The sequence below is a fragment of the Agrobacterium sp. genome, assembly GCF_032092815.1.
In the GTDB taxonomy this organism is placed as follows: domain Bacteria; phylum Pseudomonadota; class Alphaproteobacteria; order Rhizobiales; family Rhizobiaceae; genus Agrobacterium.
The window spans coordinates 32,818-48,276 of record NZ_DAMDBP010000009.1; the positions used below are offsets into that span (position 1 = coordinate 32,818).

The following is a 15,459-nucleotide window of genomic DNA, read 5'->3' on the forward strand; positions in this document are numbered from 1 at the left end:
GCATCACGCCAGAAAACGGCACCTTCTGCTCGTATCGCACAGCGGCAAGTTAGGGCAGGTCGAGATGGGGGGAATCCTGTCAGTTGCACGCAACGCAGACGCTGAATGTCCAGGCAGTTTTATATTTAGTAATAACTAAGCATTTTGGGAAATTTTTGATCTTTTTAGATCATTAAATTTCGTTGTTTCGAATGGTATTTCAAGATTTTTCGCAATGTTTTCCGCAAAATATCTAAAAAAAATTCCTTTCTCGCTGTTGACAGTTAGTTTGCAATAACAAACAATATACGCATGCCTTTAGCAGAAAAACATATCGTTGACGGTCAACCCGACCGGAATTCGACCATTAAAATTCGCCGCCCCGTCGCAGAAGATGGCGTCGCTGTATGGACGTTGATCCAGTCCACATCCGCACTCGACGACAACTCGCTTTACTGCAACCTCCTGCAATGCACGCACTTTGCGTCTACGTCCGCAATCGCCATGCGAGACGACCAGGTCGTTGGTTGGGTATCGGGGTATATTCCTCCGGAAAATGCAGACACGCTGTTCATCTGGCAAATCGGTATTGCCGATGAGGCACGCGGCTCCGGATTGGCCAAACGATTGATCCTCAACGTGCTGGCCAGACCGAGTTCCCGCCATGTCCGCTTTGTTGCGTGCACGATAACACAAGATAATTCGCCTTCCTGGGCGCTGTTCAGTTCACTGGCGCGGTGCCTCTCAGCCTCAATGAGCCAGCAGGACCATTTTTGCAGGGATGACCACTTCGGTGGCACTCATGAAAGCGAAAGGGCCGTCACGATCGGTCCCTTCCCGGCAGGCAAGGCAGCACAAGCGCTTGTCTATCCCCATCAAACGAAGTGATAACCCCAAAACAACTTGGAGACGGGCCCATGACCACGTCCAACACCACACCTTTGAGCCTTTTCGACCGTGTCGAAAGCAAGGTCAGATCCTATTCGCGCAGCTTTCCCAAAATGTTTGATCGCGCCAAGGGAGCCACACTTTTCGACACAACGGGCAGACCGTTTACAGACTTCCTCTCCGGCTGCTCCAGCCTCAATTACGGGCATAATGACCCCGACCTCAAAGCCGCTCTGATCGACTATGTCAGCAAAGACGGGATCGCCCACGGCCTTGATATGTTTACGGATGCCAAGCGGAAATTTCTGACCTGCTTCGAAAGGCACATCTTGCGCCCGCGCGGGCTTGATTATCAGGTTCAGTTTACCGGACCTACTGGCGCCAATGCGGTGGAAGCAGCCATCAAACTGGCACGCAAAGTCACCGGGCGTAACAACGTCATCGCATTTACCAATGGCTTTCACGGCGTGACACTTGGTGCCCTCGCGGCAACCGGAAACAGCAAACATCGTGCGGGAGCAGCAACGCCTCTCACCGGCGTCACCCGTGCCGCCTATGATGGCTACCACGGAACCGGTACCGACACGGCAGAACTGCTTGAACGTCAGCTTTCTGATCCTTCGAGCGGCATTGATGCACCGGCAGCCATCATCGTTGAAACCGTTCAGGGGGAAGGCGGCCTTAATGCAGCCTCTCGCGACTGGCTGCTGAGCATCGAGGCCATAGCGCGGCGTCACGGTGCACTTTTCATCGTGGACGATATTCAGGCTGGGTGCGGCCGCACCAGCGGCTTCTTCTCATTTGAGGGGATGGGGCTTTCACCTGATATCATCACGATGGCAAAGTCTCTGTCAGGCATGGGCCTGCCGCTCGCCGTAACGCTGATCAAGCCAGAATACGACATCTGGAAACCGGCCGAGCACAATGGCACGTTCCGTGGCAACAACCACGCGTTCATTACCGCCGCCGCGGCCATTGAAAAGTTCTGGGCGGATGAACAGTTCGCCTCCGAGGTGTCGCGCAAGGCCGATTATCTGAATGAGCGACTGGTCGCCATCGCTTTCAGGCACGACCTGCGCGTCAAGGGACGAGGCATGATGCTTGGCGTGGAAACACCGGACGGCGAAACCGCCGCGATGATCTGCCGCCGGTGTTTTGAGAGAGGCCTCATCATTGAAACGTCAGGCAGCTTTGATGAAGTCGTCAAGGTACTGGCGCCGCTCACCATTTCACTCGATCAACTTTCTGCCGGGCTCGACACCCTGGAAGCGGCATTTGCTTCTGTGATGGGCGCCCACCTGGCAGTCGCAGAATAGGAGATTATCATGATTATCAGACATCTTGAAAACGCCCGCGAAACGGATCGGCTTGTCAACGCAGACGGCTGGGACAGCACACGGTTGCTGCTGGCTGCAGACAATATGGGCTTCAGCTTCCACATCACCCGCATCCACGAAAACACCAGTCACGTGTTCCATTACAAGCACCATTTCGAAAGCGTCTATTGCATTTCTGGCGAAGGACAGATCGAGGACCTGGAGACGGGCAAGATCCACCAGATCAAACCGGGCACGATGTATGCGCTGAACGAGAATGACCGCCACAGGCTTTCCGCACGCAGCGAAATGGTTATGGCGTGCTGCTTCAATCCGCCGGTTACTGGCCAGGAAGTGCACCGTGAAGATGGCTCTTATGCTCCGTTACCTGAGCGTATCGCCAGCTGATTACAAAAACGCGAACTCCAACGAAAGGCGAATTCATGACCATGACCGCCCTGAAAACCGAAAACACAGATCTCTACCCGACACGTCTGCCAAAAGAAGAATGGCTCGATCGGCACGATCCTGCCGTGTGGGGCAAGTGGACACCTCAAGCACCACTGACGGAAGAGGAAAATGCAAGTTTCGAGAAAAATGGCTACCTCGTACTAAAAGATCTCTTTTCAAGCGACGAGATCAAGGCGCTACAGCAGGAATCGAGCCGGATGCGCAGCGGCAATGCCGCCATTGCACCGGAAAACGTCATCACCGAGCCAGGATCTGATGACGTTCGGACCGTCTTCCGACTTGATCAGCAGAGCCTGCTGTTTGATCGCCTCGCGCGCGACGAGCGTATTGCCGGGCGCGTCCGTTACCTGCTGGACGATGAGCTTTACCTCCATCAGTCCCGCCTGAACTACAAACCCGGTTTCAACGGCAAAGAGTTCTACTGGCACTCTGACTTTGAAACCTGGCACGCTGAGGACGGAATGCCACGCATGCGCGCGATTTCTGCCTCCGTTCTCCTGACCGACAACGACGCCCTTAACGGTCCGTTGATGTTGATTCCCGGATCTCATCGAACCTTCGTTGCCTGTGCTGGCGAGACGCCTGACAACAACCACCAGTCATCGCTCAAAAAACAGGAAATTGGCGTTCCGTCACCTGAAAGTCTCGCGCGCATGGCGGACCAGTTTGGCGTTGATTTCGCAGCAGGCAAAGCAGGCACAGTCATTCTTTTTGACTGCAATACGCTTCATGGATCCAATGGCAACATTACGCCGTTTCCGCGCTCCAACGCGTTTTTTGTTTACAATGCCTGGTCGAACCGGGTGGTAGCACCCTTTGCCGCTAGGGCACCAAGACCCGCATTCCTCAGTGATCGCGACGCAACGCGGTCGATCACGATTGAAACCGGAAATTTTGCGTAACCGGTCCAATCTGCGATCAGACGAAATCTATCAGTTCCCCTGCATAGGGGGAACAACGGGAGACAAGATGACTGAAAACAATGCCGCGAAATCCCACACCGTGGAAAAGATCGGCGGCACTTCGATGTCCCGTACCGCAGAGCTGTTCGAGACACTTCTTGTCGGCAACCGTACACAGGCAGAGCTTTATAACCGCATATTTGTGGTCTCAGCCTATGGCGGTATTACCGACGCACTTCTCGAGCACAAGAAATCCGGAGAGCCGGGCGTCTACGCGCTTTTTGCAAGTTCACAGGGCGGATGGGCCTGGGGTGACGCGCTGACAGCTGTTGCCGACCGGATGCAAGAGATCAATGAAACGACCTTCAACGACGAAGGCACGCGCCAGATCGCCAACAGATTTGTGAGAGAAAGGATCGAGGGTGTTCGCTCCTGCCTCATCGATCTGTCGAGACTGTGTTCCTTCGGTCATTTCCAGCTGGAACATCATTTGCTTTCCGTAAGGGAGATGCTGTCTTCCCTGGGTGAAGCCCAATCAGCCTTCAACACGACACTTCTTCTCAACCAAAGAGGTGTACGCGCCCGCATGATAGATCTGACCGGTTGGCGCGAAGAAAGACGCGACACGCTCGATCGGGTCATTGAGGCGGCGCTCGCAGACATTGACCTGTCGAGCGAACTTCCAATCGTCACGGGGTATGCACAGTGCAGCGAAATGCTCATGGGCACCTATGATCGCGGTTATAGCGAAGTCACGCTGTCGCGCATCGCCGTGGTCACAGCCGCCAAAGAAGCGATCATCCACAAGGAATTCCACCTATCCTCCGCAGACCCCAAAATTGTCGGGACCGATGCCGTTCGTATCATTGGCGAAACCAACTACGATGTTGCCGATCAGCTTTCGAATATGGGGATGGAAGCAATTCATCCACGCGCAGCCAAAAGCTTGCGACAGGCCGGCATTCCATTGAGGGTCAGAAATGCCTTCGACCCACATCATGAGGGAACGGTTATCCGCTCGGATATTCCCGCCGACACGCCGCAGGTCGAGATCATCACCGGCCTGGAAAACGTGTTTGCTTTCGAATTCTACGATCAGGACATGGTTGGCGTTAAAGGGTATGATGCGAAAATTCTGGAAGCGCTCAACCGCCACAAGGTCTGGATCATCTCCAAAACATCAAATGCCAACACGATCACCCACTTCCTCAAAGGATCGATGACGTCGATAAAACGCGTGGAAACGGATCTCTCGCAAGACTTTCCAACCGCCCACATTACCTTGCGCAAAGTCGCCCTTGTGTCGGCCATCGGGCGCAATATCGGCGATACCAAGGTGCTGGCAAATGCCATTGAGGCGCTGTCATCGCGTGGTATCAGGCTGCTGGGCGTGCACGACCTCCTGAGAAAGGTCGATCTGCAGGTGATCGTCGATCCAGCCGATTTTGAGGCCAGCATTGCTGCACTTCATAGCGGCCTCATTGAAAAAGCGGCTTTGGATAAACGTCCGTCATTGCATGCGGCGGCCTGATCTCCGCGCCACTGACTGCAAATTGTAGCCCTGGCGCGCGGAGTTGACGCGCGTCATGCGCGTTTGCGTTGCTGTCCGTGCAGCAGAATATGATGATCCGCAGGGCAACACCTTGCCGGCAAAAGCGTCATTGCCCTGCGGCAGGCCATGCCGGATGGAGCGCCCGCAACCGCTTTCGCAACCACGCCTGCGGGCATCCGATGTTGGGCGCTCGGCCCGCCTTAAGATCAGAACTCGATAACGGAGCGGATCGACTTGCCTTCGTGCATCAGGTCGAAAGCCGTGTTGATTTCCTCAAGCGGCATCTTGTGGGTGATCAGGTCATCGATGTTGATCTTGCCGTCCATGTACCAGTCAACGAGCTTCGGTACGTCGGTGCGGCCGCGCGCACCACCGAAGGCCGACCCCTTCCACACGCGACCCGTGACCAACTGGAACGGACGTGTGGAGATTTCCTTGCCAGCTTCGGCAACCCCGATGATGATGGATTCACCCCAACCGCGATGCGCGGCTTCCAGCGCCTGGCGCATGACGTTGACATTTCCGGTGGCATCAAACGTGTAGTCAGCGCCCCCGTCGGTCAGGTCCTGGATCGCCTGCACGACCTTGTCGCTACCGATTTCGACCGGGTTGATGAAGTCGGTCATGCCGAATTTCCGGGCCATGGGAACCTTGGCAGGGTTGAGATCAACGCCAATAATCTTGTCGGCGCCGACCATGCGGGCCCCCTGGATCACGTTGAGGCCGATACCACCAAGGCCAAATACGACGACCGTCGAACCGGGACGAACCTTGGCAGTGTAGATAACAGCGCCAATGCCGGTGGTAACGCCACAGCCAATGTAGCAGATTTTGTCGAAGGGCGCGTCTTCACGAATTTTCGCAAGCGCGATTTCCGGCAAGACGGTGAAGTTTGAGAAGGTTGAACACCCCATATAGTGGAAGATTTCGCCACCGTCGCAGGAGAAGCGCGACGTGTTGTCTGGCATCAGGCCCTGACCTTGGGTCGAGCGGATCGACGTGCACAGGTTCGAGCGTTGTGAAAGGCAGGTTTTGCACTGCCGGCATTCCGGCGTGTACAGCGGAATGACGTGGTCGCCGACCTTGAGCGAGGTCACACCCGCGCCGACTTCCCGCACGATGCCGGCGCCTTCATGGCCGAGGATGGCAGGGAACTTGCCCTCGGAATCGAGACCGGAAAGCGTGTAGGCATCGGTATGGCAAACACCCGTCGCCATTACCTCAACCAGCACTTCTCCGGCCCTTGGACCGCCGATTTCGATGGTCTCGATCGTCAGGGGCTTGTTGGCCTCCCAGGCTACGGCTGCTCTGCTTTTCATCTTGCTATCCTCGTTCGGCTGCTGCCTATTTGAGGTAGGCTCGCAGGATTTTCATAATGTCGTCCATCTGGTCATCCGAGACTGATGGTGCTGGTGCGTGTTCGGAAGAGCCCATCGTTTCGCGCAGGTGGATCTCCAGGACCTCAGCCATCAGTCCACCGGCAGCGCCCCGCATTGCGGCGATCTGCTGGAGAAGAAGCCGGCACTCAGTCCCTGCCTCCACGGCACGTTCCAGTGCTTCGACTTGGCCCTTGATCCGTCGAAGGCGCGTGGTTGCCTTCTTTTTGTCTTCCATTGAGTACGGCATGCGCTCTCCTTGAACTGAATTCACATACTAGGGGGAGTACGTCAATATACTCCATGCAGTATGTTTGTGTTGATGCACCATACATCGGTTTTCGCATGAAAGCAGGCATAATGGGTTAAACTGCCATAAGAACAGGCACGACGGTGCGGTAATTTGCGACCACTCGGCCGCTGAGCGGACTTCATGACCGCTGGTACGGGCCTTTGGCAGGCGGTCACGGTCTGCGCTAAAAAAATGTCGAAACCTCTGCTTTTGCCTCGGTGGCATCCAGCCCCAGCCTCAAGGAAGGGCAGGACTCAGCTCAAAATTTCGGGTCGCTCATCAAAACTCCGCCGGCAGCGATAACGTCACTGGGCGTATCGACGTCAATCCGTGCTGCCTCGCCAATCTCAACCTCAATGACCACCAGTTCTGAGGTCTCAATCAGATGACGGGCGCCGATATCTCCTTCCAGTCGAGACACGGCCTCATACATTGACCTCGGTAGAATGACGGGATTTCCGCGCTCGCCTTGCGAAACAGCACGGAGGATTGATGTCCCCTGGCTGTTTTGAAAAGCCAAGATCAATTGATTGAGATCGGGTGTGGTTACCCCTGGCATGTCTGCGAGCATAACGAGTATGCCATCTGCCCCCTCTGGCTCGACCGCTGCAAATCCTGCCGTCAGTGAACTCGCCATGCCGGATGCGTAATCTGGATTTGTTACGATGTTCAACGAAAGATCGGACAACACTTTACGCATATCATCCAGCCTGTGACCAAGAACCACGGTCACGGATGTTGCTTTGCTGGCTATGGCCGTCAATGCCAGGCGACGGACAAGCGGCACCCCATCGAAAGTCGCCAGTAATTTATAGCCGCCCTCTGGCCCCATGCGCGTTGCCATGCCAGCAGCCAGAACTACGATCGCCACCTTCGGCTCCACTGACTTGTCCTCCAGCATATCAGGTAAGATCGGTCGTGCTGTGGCCTGTATCCGCAGACCACAGCTACCCATGGCAACACTATCATTTCCATCAGGATTTATGCCAGCCGTCGCATCAGCCTTCGTGTTTTGTCCTTCAGCATCATCACGGCCGATGCGTCCTTGACGCCTCGATGATCTCTGCGGGGGGGTGAGGCCCCTATATTCAGCCCAACCGGTGCATGAATGGCTGCAAGTGCATCATGGTTGAACCCTTGCGACGACAGTCTCTCAATCCGGGCGGCATGTGTTTTTCTGCTGCCCAGAGCGCCGATGTAGAAACAGCCTGTCCTCAAGGCTTCGGTCAAAGCAAAATCATCAATCTTCGGATCATGGGTGAGGGCAACCACGGCGGTGTAACGGTCGGCAGGCCAATCGCTGGTAAGCGACACATCGGGAAAAGGGGCAGGCGTCGCTGGCTGGATCGGTTGCACGCTTTGGCGGTCTGCTTGCACCCTCGATTGTCGCGCCAATCATGACCTCGAACTTCGGTCTTGTGCTTTGGTTTATTTCAAGCCTGTCGGTGTTTGCATCCATCAGCGTGGCATTGGTGAACGCAGAATCGAAAGACAAGGCGTTCGAATAGACCATGATGCTCCCCACGGCTCGTTGCGCCGCGGGGAATACTGTTGAATAGTTCGGTCGGATGAGCCTATGTCTTGCCTGACTTAATGTCCGTAATGACGATATTTTCAACTCTTCCCGGATTGGATATGCCGGGCAAAAAACGAACGAATGGCTAGGGATGGCGCTGGATAAACACAATGACAAGGATGACGTAACTTCCAGTTACCACGTAACGGAACAGGTGGGTCATCTTTTACGTCAAGCCTATCAACGCCACCTCTCGATCTTCCAGGCCAATTCTAGCGATCCGGATCTGACATCCGTTCAATTTGTGACGTTATGTGCGTTGCGTGATCTCGGAGCGAGGTCTCAAGTTGAATTGGTGAAGGCGACATCAGTCGATCAAGCCACCATTCGTGGCATTGTCGAAAGGCTCAAAGCACGTGGGTTGATTGATTTATCCAAAGACAAGGACGATGGCCGTAAGGTTGTTATTTCACTGCTGCCGAAGGGTGAGGCCTTGCTCGAAGAAATGTATCCCAGAGCATATCGCATCAGTGAGGAAACGGTTTCGTGCCTCAATCCGGCAGAGCGTATCGCCTTACTCTACCTTTTGCGGAAAATCGGCGAAGAAGACCCCCAATAACCTCATGGCAAAGGCGGGTGGATGATCTCCACCCTTTGCCCACATCGCTTGATAGCTGGCAGCGTTTGAACGGTTCTGGACATGGGTAAGCCCATGTCGGTGCAGGAGGTTCTCAAGGATCTGCACCGAACGGAATGCATGTTGCGTGCCGACATGGGGTCAGCCCAGCCTCTGGCGCCACTCAAAGTACGGGTAATGCGAGGCTGGCACGCCGATCCGCTTGCTATTACCGCGAGAATATCAAGATATTAATACTTCATCACATATAACCATAGCGGATCCGCATGCGCGGGTCTGGGGCCTGGTTAAGCCTTGGGCCGCGGTCAGAATGCTGACAGCGGGACAAGTTGCGGATATCTCAAGTAAAGACGCGCTTTTACTTGCCGCAGCCAAGCTTCATGAGACGGCATGACGCCCTGACTGACGCCGAATGATCCGGCACTCACATTTTCGATCGTCAGATGTGCCCCATGGCTTGAAAGCTGGGAAACGGACGATGGAACGGAGTTTTACGAGCAGAGGGCTCTATGACCGCAAGAAGTGTATGGAGCGCAACGCGCCAGTTCATGTCTGTCCAGTCAGACAATGCCGAACTTTTGAAAGCGCAATATCAGTCTTTCTCGCGGCAAATGCCAATGATGTACATGATACTCATGGCCAATACGTGGGCGCTGGCCATCACCTACGTGACGATCGCGCCGTTGGTACTGACGATCATCATACCCGCAGTCTTCACGGCCGTGTGTGGTGCGCGGATCATCTTCTGGTGGAAAGCCCAGGCGGCATGTCCAGAGCCGGCGGTGGCACATAAGGCTTTGTCCAGAACGAACCGCCTTGCCGGTGCGATAGGGGTGGCATTCACGGCGTGGTCACTTGCCCTGTTTCCCTACGGCGACGCTTATATGCAATCGCATGTCGCCTTCTACATGGCGATCACGGTCATCTCGTGCATTTTTTGCCTCACACATCTGCGCTCTGCCGCGCTCATCGTGACGGGCATTGTCAATGGCGCATTTGTGATCTTCTTTATCTCGCTTGGCCAGTCGACATTCATCGCGATCTCGATCAACGTTGCCCTGGTCTGCGCGGGAATGCTCGTTATTTTGCTGACCAACTATCGCACCTTCGAACAGATGATCATCGGTCAGCAACGCGCTGAGGCGCTGAGCAGTGAGAACCTGCGCCTGGCCAATATCGACAGCCTCACCGATCTGCCCAATCGTCGCGCGTTCTTTCAGCAACTGCGCACCAGCATCGACAAGGCTGAGAAGACCAACACTCGTGTCGCTCTCGGCGTGATGGATCTCGACGGCTTCAAGCCGGTGAATGATCTCTATGGCCACTCTGTGGGCGATCGGTTGCTGACGGAAGTCGGCATACGCCTGTCTTTCCTGCCAGAGACATGCACGGTGTATCGCCTGGGGGGGGACGAGTTTGCCATTATCGCAACGATGGCGTCGCCGGATGATGTTCTCATCGGCAAGGCAAATAAGCTGGTCGAGCGCCTGTTGGCGCCGTTCAACCTGCCGGAAGCCACGGTTCAGATTTCCGCCTCCATGGGTGTCGCGGTTTATCCGGACATGGCATTGACCACGGAAGAACTGTTCGACCGCGCCGACTACACGCTGTATCAGGCCAAACGCAACAGGCGAGGGGAGGCGGTGCTGTTCAGCGCCGCATATCAAACCCAGATCAACGATGAAGCGCGCATCGAACAGGCGTTGAAGCAGGCGAACTTCGACAAAGAGCTTTCCGTGGTTTTCCAGCCGATTGTTGATATAAAAACCCAGCAGGCCATCGGTTTCGAGGCGCTTGCGCGCTGGAAAAGCCCAATCCTGGGCGAGGTTTCGCCGTCGTTGTTCTTCCCGATCGCGGAGCGCATTGGGTTTGTGGGCGCTCTGACCCGTCCATTGCTGCGCCAGGCGCTTTCGACGGCAAACCAGTGGGACAGCAATATTCGCCTGTCGTTCAACCTCTCGGCATATGATCTCAATTCGCATGAAAGTGTGCTCAGCCTGATCAGCATTATCGAAAGTAGCAATTTCGATGCCCATCGGCTTGATCTGGAAATCACCGAAACAGCCTTCGCGCACGACTTTGAGCAGGTGAAACGCTCGATCGAGATGCTCCGTCTCCTGGGCTGCGGGATCTCGCTGGACGACTTCGGAACGGGATATTCGAGCCTGTCGAGGCTACATGCCCTTCCTCTCACCAAGATCAAGATCGACCGCAGCTTCGTCACCGACCTGCATAAAAGACCCGCAAGCTACAAGATCGTCAAATCGCTTCTGGCCCTCGGTCGCGACATGAATCTGGACTGCGTCATCGAAGGGGTCGAAACGACGGAAGAACTGGCCGCTCTGCGGCAACTCGGTGGCGCGCTTGTCCAGGGATACATCTATTCGCCACCGATTGCGGAGCAGGATGTCAAAGCCTTCCGGATCGAGGCGAATGGCAAGGTGGCTGGCGCATGAGCACAGAAACCGACTGACATTTCCGGTCTTGTCAGCCTGGGCTACTTGCGAACCCGGCAAACCCGGATCGCATTGAACCGAGGCCGAGTTGGTATTCGGTGCAACGTCCTTCCCGTAACTATCCAATTAACTGCAAGTCCCGCAGTGGCATGTGTCTATTGCAGATGTGCAGGTCGCGAGTTCGAATCCATTTGAGAGCATATGGAAGGCTCCAAACGCGGCCTTCCATCAGAAACGTTTGATCAACGAGTATCTGCATCAACAATCATGAAGTCGGTCGACACCTAAACTGGGCGGCTCTGTTGCAAAAAATCTGATTCGTAGTGAAGAGAGCTTTTTACGTCTCGGTCACGTGGGTTTGGTGTCGAGATTCTGCTGGAGCATTGCCACCACCTCTGTGAGCGCGCTCGGTGCAATACCGAAAGCGCGTTCCACGATGCGGGCTTCCCCGCGAATGTTTCCGGTCAAATTAAAGATTGCGGCTCGGTCCTTGCGTAGGGCACGCATGACCTTAAATCCTTTGATCGTTGCATACGGTTTACAAGGTCTTTGACCCTCGAACAGGCTTGATCAGCTGTTTGAGCTTGCCATGACCAACTTCAACAGCGTTGTTCAGGTATTTGATCTGCCGGATTCACGAGTTCTTTTGGACATTTGCCATCGGCCTTCAATGCTGAGATTGCTATGCCATAGGTGGCTGCCTTATTGGTGTTGATGACCGTTGGCTTTTCCCAATCGTTCAGGCCACTCGGAGCTTTGCCGAGAAATCGTTTGGCTGTTTTGGCATTGCGCGTCGGCGACAAATAGAAATCGATCGTGTTGCCGAACTTGTCGACGGCCCGATACAGATATGTCCATTTGCCGCGAGCTTTCACATGGGTTTCATCCATCCGCCAGCTTGTCGATTGCGGCCAGCGCCAGCGCAGCCGTTTTTCAATCTCCGGCATATTTCTGAATCCAACGAGAGATCGTCGAATGATCGACGGGCATTCCGCGTTCGCCCATCATTTGTTCCACGTAACGGTAACTCACTCCGTAGCGGCAATACCAGCGTACTGCCCACAAGATCACCTCACCTTGAAAATTTCGCCACTTAAAATCGCTCATCAAAAATCTCGCGTGTAATTATCCGCCCTCAATCAAGCAGCGACGAGATTTTTGCGGCAGAGCCCTTTGTTTAGTAGGCTCGGGTTCTCTGCTGGCTTCTGGGGACACGTCCGCTCTTAACTTGGGAAGGATAGTATCGCCGATTACCTGAGTTCAGGAGACCTACGTTGTTGGCGTCGCCTTTGCCGAGTTTGGGATGCGGTAGTCTCTTCGGTCTGAATTTCTCACGTCAATCGACAAAGCGATTTCCGGCATGTCAAGATCATGTGAGCGCGACGCTGGAGATGTTCAGCGGTAGTCAGCTATTCAGGTGAAGGAGAAAAAGATTGACGATCTGGCTGTGAATCGAGACGAAATGCTGACATTGTCGCGCAGACTTGAAGCAGCGCATCATTCGTTGCTCGCGCCGACATAGCGGAAGATGAGATTCTCAGTTCGGGCTTCGCGACAGCGCATTTCATTCTTGGCCGCGTGCCCATATGTTTCTCTCTGCGATGATTTTGGCAAATCAGCATGAAACCGCTATGTGCAGTTTCAGGATGCCGCGCGTACATGGAGTTCGAAAGTGAGTGTTGCCTTCACGAAGGAAGAGAGTGCCGAAACCGCTTCGGAAACCCTGCTTCCTGACCGGCCGATTTCGCCGCATCCCAACCTCGTGACAGAAGCGGGATTGAAAGCGCTCGAGTGCCAGTTGCAGGAAGCGCGTCAGGCCTATGAGGTTGCAAGCCTGATCGAGGATGTCAATGAACGGCGCCGGCAATCGGGCAACCCTTTGCGTGACTTGCGGTATTTTGCGGCTCGAGTTCGCACCGCGCAGGTCATGCCGGAGCCCAGTTCGACGGACAAAATTGCCTTTGGCAACACAGTGACCTTCAGTCGCGATGATGGTCGTGTTCAGACTTATCGTATCGTCGGCGAAGACGAGGCTGACCCTGCAAAGGGTTCGATTTCCTTTGTGTCCCCCGTTGCCAGACTTTTGATGGGCAAGGCCGTCGGTGACGTGGTGGAATCCGGCAATCAGGAATTGGAGATTATCGACGTCACTTGAAATCTATGACGTGAGCCCGGTGATGAAGCACGACGTGATTGAGAAGGCGGGTTGAGATCACGTCTGACACAGGTTATCTGGTGCGCACCCAAGCTGATCTTCCTCGAATACAAGGCCATCCCTCGCATGATCCCGGATTTTCTCGTCACCCATTCCGGTGGCTTCCATGCCGATGAACTGCTGTCCAGCGTCATCCTGACCCGTCTGTTCCCGCAGGCGCGACTTGTTCGCAGCAGAGCCCCGGAGTGGATCACGCCAGGTGCAGACCGCATCATCTATGATGTCGGCGGTGCATATGATGCGACAGCGCAGATTTTCGATCACCACCAGCGTGGAGCGCCGCTGCGCGAAGATGGCCAGCCTTACAGTTCGTTTGGACTGATCTGGAAACATTACGGACGTGACTATCTCGCGGCTTCCGGTGTGCCCGAAACGGATATCGAAACCGTACATGCTTCGTTTGACACCAATTTCGTACTGCCTGTCGATCTGGTCGATAATGGTGCCGTCAGCCCTTCGGTTGCGGGTGTTCTCGGCGGATTGACGCTGCCTGTGCTGCTTGAAACTCTGAAGCCCGTGTTTGATGACACAGATCCGGACGCAACCGATCGCGCGTTCCACGCTGCAATGGCAATTGCCCGCAGCTTCGTGGAAGCCAGAATTGCGCAAAGCGCCTCGAAATTGCGGGCTGAGGCTGTGGTGAAGCACACCATTATCGCCACGGGTGAGGGACGCGTTCTTGAGCTGCCGATGGGCATGCCATTCCGCCCTGCCATCATCAAGGCGGGTGCTGATCACCTGTTGTTCGTGGTGCATCCTCGCGAAAAGGACTGGTGCCTGACCACCATTCGCCGTGGCGATGAGGGTTTTGAGGTTCGCGCCGATCTGCCAGCCAGCTGGGCAGGCTTGACCAATGGCGACCTTGAGGCCGCCTGTGGTGTCGAAGGTGCCACCTTCTGTCACAATGGTCGATTTGTTGCCGCTGCCCGGACCCGCGAAGCGGCGTTGGCCATGGCCGAGATTGCTGTTGCTGAGGCTCTTGCCGCTGAGCAGTCGTCATTGGCAGTAACGGGGTAAACCCCTAGATCGCCCCTCGGGCTAGAGGCTGTGCCGGACAGTGACGATGTCACGAATATCGGGCAGCAGTGGATTGCGATTGTCCGGGCTCCATATGGCATGAAGCTCGGCAATACATTCCTCACGCAGATCCAGCGTGCGAAAAACAACATTGTCAAAGCAGGCATTCTGAGTGCCTGCTGGTACAATCGCCAAACCAATGCCTGCGCTGACAAGCGAGAGAATGGCCTGTGAATGGGTCATGCTCTGCACGATGCGCGGCGTGATGTCGTTTTCGGCCATCAGACGCACCAGCTTGTCGTGCAGATAACGGGCTGCCGCTGAAAACAAGATGAAGGGTTCGCCGTTGAGTGCGTCCAATGTCGGTCGACGCTTGGCAGCAAGCGGATGGGCGCGCGGAATGGCCAGCATCATGGCTTCGCGCGCCACACAAAGGCTTTGCAGATGATGGGTGCCGGTCAGGGGGCGTGACAGGCCCAGATCAATTTCACCGGCATTGATGGATTGCAGCTGTTCGGCCGTTTCCATTTGCACCAGTTCCAGCTCGATCTGGGGTGCCAGTGCCCGAGCCTGGCTGATGAAATGCGGCAAGAAGCTATAGGTGGTGGCGCCGACGAATGCCACTTTTACCGAACCGGCGCTGCCTCTTGCCGCCCTTCGGGTCAGAGTTACTGCAGCGTTGCCGAGTTCAAGCAGCTTTTGCGCTTCCGCCAGAAAGGCAAGGCCCGCCGGGGTCAAGACGACACGTCTGCTGTTTCTCTCAAACAAGGTCACGTCGAGTTGCTGCTCCAGCAGCTTGATCTGCCGGCTGAGCGGCGGCTGGGTGATGTTCAGGCGACGGG

The 15,459-nt window shown here is 55.3% G+C and carries 13 protein-coding genes and 2 pseudogenes; 9 read left to right on the plus strand and 6 right to left on the minus strand.

Annotation, left to right across the window (positions count from 1 at the left end; all coding sequences use genetic code 11):
- The first annotated feature begins 291 nt into the window (after positions 1-291).
- From ectA to RT613_RS07130, 5 genes are all read left to right on the plus strand, one after another.
- Positions 292-867, plus strand: a complete 576-nt coding sequence (gene ectA / locus RT613_RS07110) for a diaminobutyrate acetyltransferase (RefSeq protein WP_313614104.1) — start codon at positions 292-294, stop codon at positions 865-867.
- 29 nt (positions 868-896) lie between these two features.
- Positions 897-2,183, plus strand: a complete 1,287-nt coding sequence (gene ectB / locus RT613_RS07115) for a diaminobutyrate--2-oxoglutarate transaminase (RefSeq protein ID WP_313614106.1) — start codon at positions 897-899, stop codon at positions 2,181-2,183.
- Between the two features lie 9 nt (positions 2,184-2,192).
- The gene (locus RT613_RS07120) at positions 2,193-2,591 is read left to right on the plus strand and encodes an ectoine synthase (protein ID WP_313614108.1); all 399 of its coding nucleotides are present in this window, start codon (positions 2,193-2,195) and stop codon (positions 2,589-2,591) included.
- A 35-nt stretch (positions 2,592-2,626) separates the two neighbouring features.
- Positions 2,627-3,556 carry an ectoine hydroxylase gene (gene thpD, locus RT613_RS07125; RefSeq protein WP_313614110.1) on the plus strand — a complete coding sequence of 310 codons (930 nt, stop codon included), beginning with the start codon at positions 2,627-2,629 and terminating at the stop codon, positions 3,554-3,556.
- Between the two features lie 67 nt (positions 3,557-3,623).
- Entirely contained in the window at positions 3,624-5,087 is a 1,464-nt protein-coding gene (locus RT613_RS07130; protein ID WP_313614112.1) for an aspartate kinase, read from the plus strand.
- Between the two features lie 227 nt (positions 5,088-5,314).
- On the opposite strand, the gene RT613_RS07135 is transcribed toward RT613_RS07130, so the two are convergent.
- The 4 genes and pseudogenes from RT613_RS07135 to RT613_RS07150 form a co-directional block, all read right to left on the minus strand.
- Positions 5,315-6,427, minus strand: a complete 1,113-nt coding sequence (locus RT613_RS07135) for an S-(hydroxymethyl)glutathione dehydrogenase/class III alcohol dehydrogenase (protein WP_313614113.1) — start codon at positions 6,425-6,427, stop codon at positions 5,315-5,317.
- 25 nt (positions 6,428-6,452) lie between these two features.
- Positions 6,453-6,734 carry a metal/formaldehyde-sensitive transcriptional repressor gene (locus tag RT613_RS07140; RefSeq protein WP_313614115.1) on the minus strand — a complete coding sequence of 94 codons (282 nt, stop codon included), beginning with the start codon at positions 6,732-6,734 and terminating at the stop codon, positions 6,453-6,455.
- Positions 6,735-7,035: 301 nt separating this feature from the next.
- Positions 7,036-7,731: a nucleotidyltransferase family protein gene (locus tag RT613_RS07145; protein WP_313614117.1), complete on the minus strand. Its 696-nt coding sequence runs from the start codon at positions 7,729-7,731 to the stop codon at positions 7,036-7,038.
- A 26-nt stretch (positions 7,732-7,757) separates the two neighbouring features.
- Positions 7,758-8,114 (minus strand): annotated as a pseudogene (locus tag RT613_RS07150) (XdhC family protein); the annotation flags it as partial.
- 329 nt (positions 8,115-8,443) lie between these two features.
- Here RT613_RS07150 and RT613_RS07155 point away from each other — a divergent pair.
- Together RT613_RS07155 and RT613_RS07160 are read left to right on the plus strand one after the other, a co-directional pair.
- The gene (locus RT613_RS07155) at positions 8,444-8,911 is read left to right on the plus strand and encodes a MarR family winged helix-turn-helix transcriptional regulator (protein ID WP_313614119.1); all 468 of its coding nucleotides are present in this window, start codon (positions 8,444-8,446) and stop codon (positions 8,909-8,911) included.
- 527 nt (positions 8,912-9,438) lie between these two features.
- Positions 9,439-11,385 (plus strand): putative bifunctional diguanylate cyclase/phosphodiesterase, encoded by a 1,947-nt coding sequence (locus RT613_RS07160; RefSeq protein WP_313614121.1) that lies wholly within the window; start codon positions 9,439-9,441, stop codon positions 11,383-11,385.
- Between the two features lie 348 nt (positions 11,386-11,733).
- On the opposite strand, the pseudogene RT613_RS07165 reads toward RT613_RS07160, so the two are convergent.
- Positions 11,734-12,492, minus strand: a pseudogene (locus tag RT613_RS07165) (IS6 family transposase).
- 565 nt (positions 12,493-13,057) lie between these two features.
- On the opposite strand from RT613_RS07165, the gene greA reads away from it, so the two are divergent.
- Positions 13,058-13,540, plus strand: a complete 483-nt coding sequence (gene greA / locus RT613_RS07175; protein ID WP_313614123.1) for a transcription elongation factor GreA — start codon at positions 13,058-13,060, stop codon at positions 13,538-13,540.
- 126 nt (positions 13,541-13,666) lie between these two features.
- The gene (locus RT613_RS07180) at positions 13,667-14,617 is read left to right on the plus strand and encodes an MYG1 family protein (RefSeq protein ID WP_313614318.1); all 951 of its coding nucleotides are present in this window, start codon (positions 13,667-13,669) and stop codon (positions 14,615-14,617) included.
- A gap of 21 nt (positions 14,618-14,638) precedes the next feature.
- On the opposite strand, the gene RT613_RS07185 is transcribed toward RT613_RS07180, so the two are convergent.
- Positions 14,639-15,459, minus strand: an 821-nt coding sequence (locus tag RT613_RS07185; protein WP_313614125.1) for a LysR family transcriptional regulator, incomplete at its 5' end; no start/stop codon positions are given.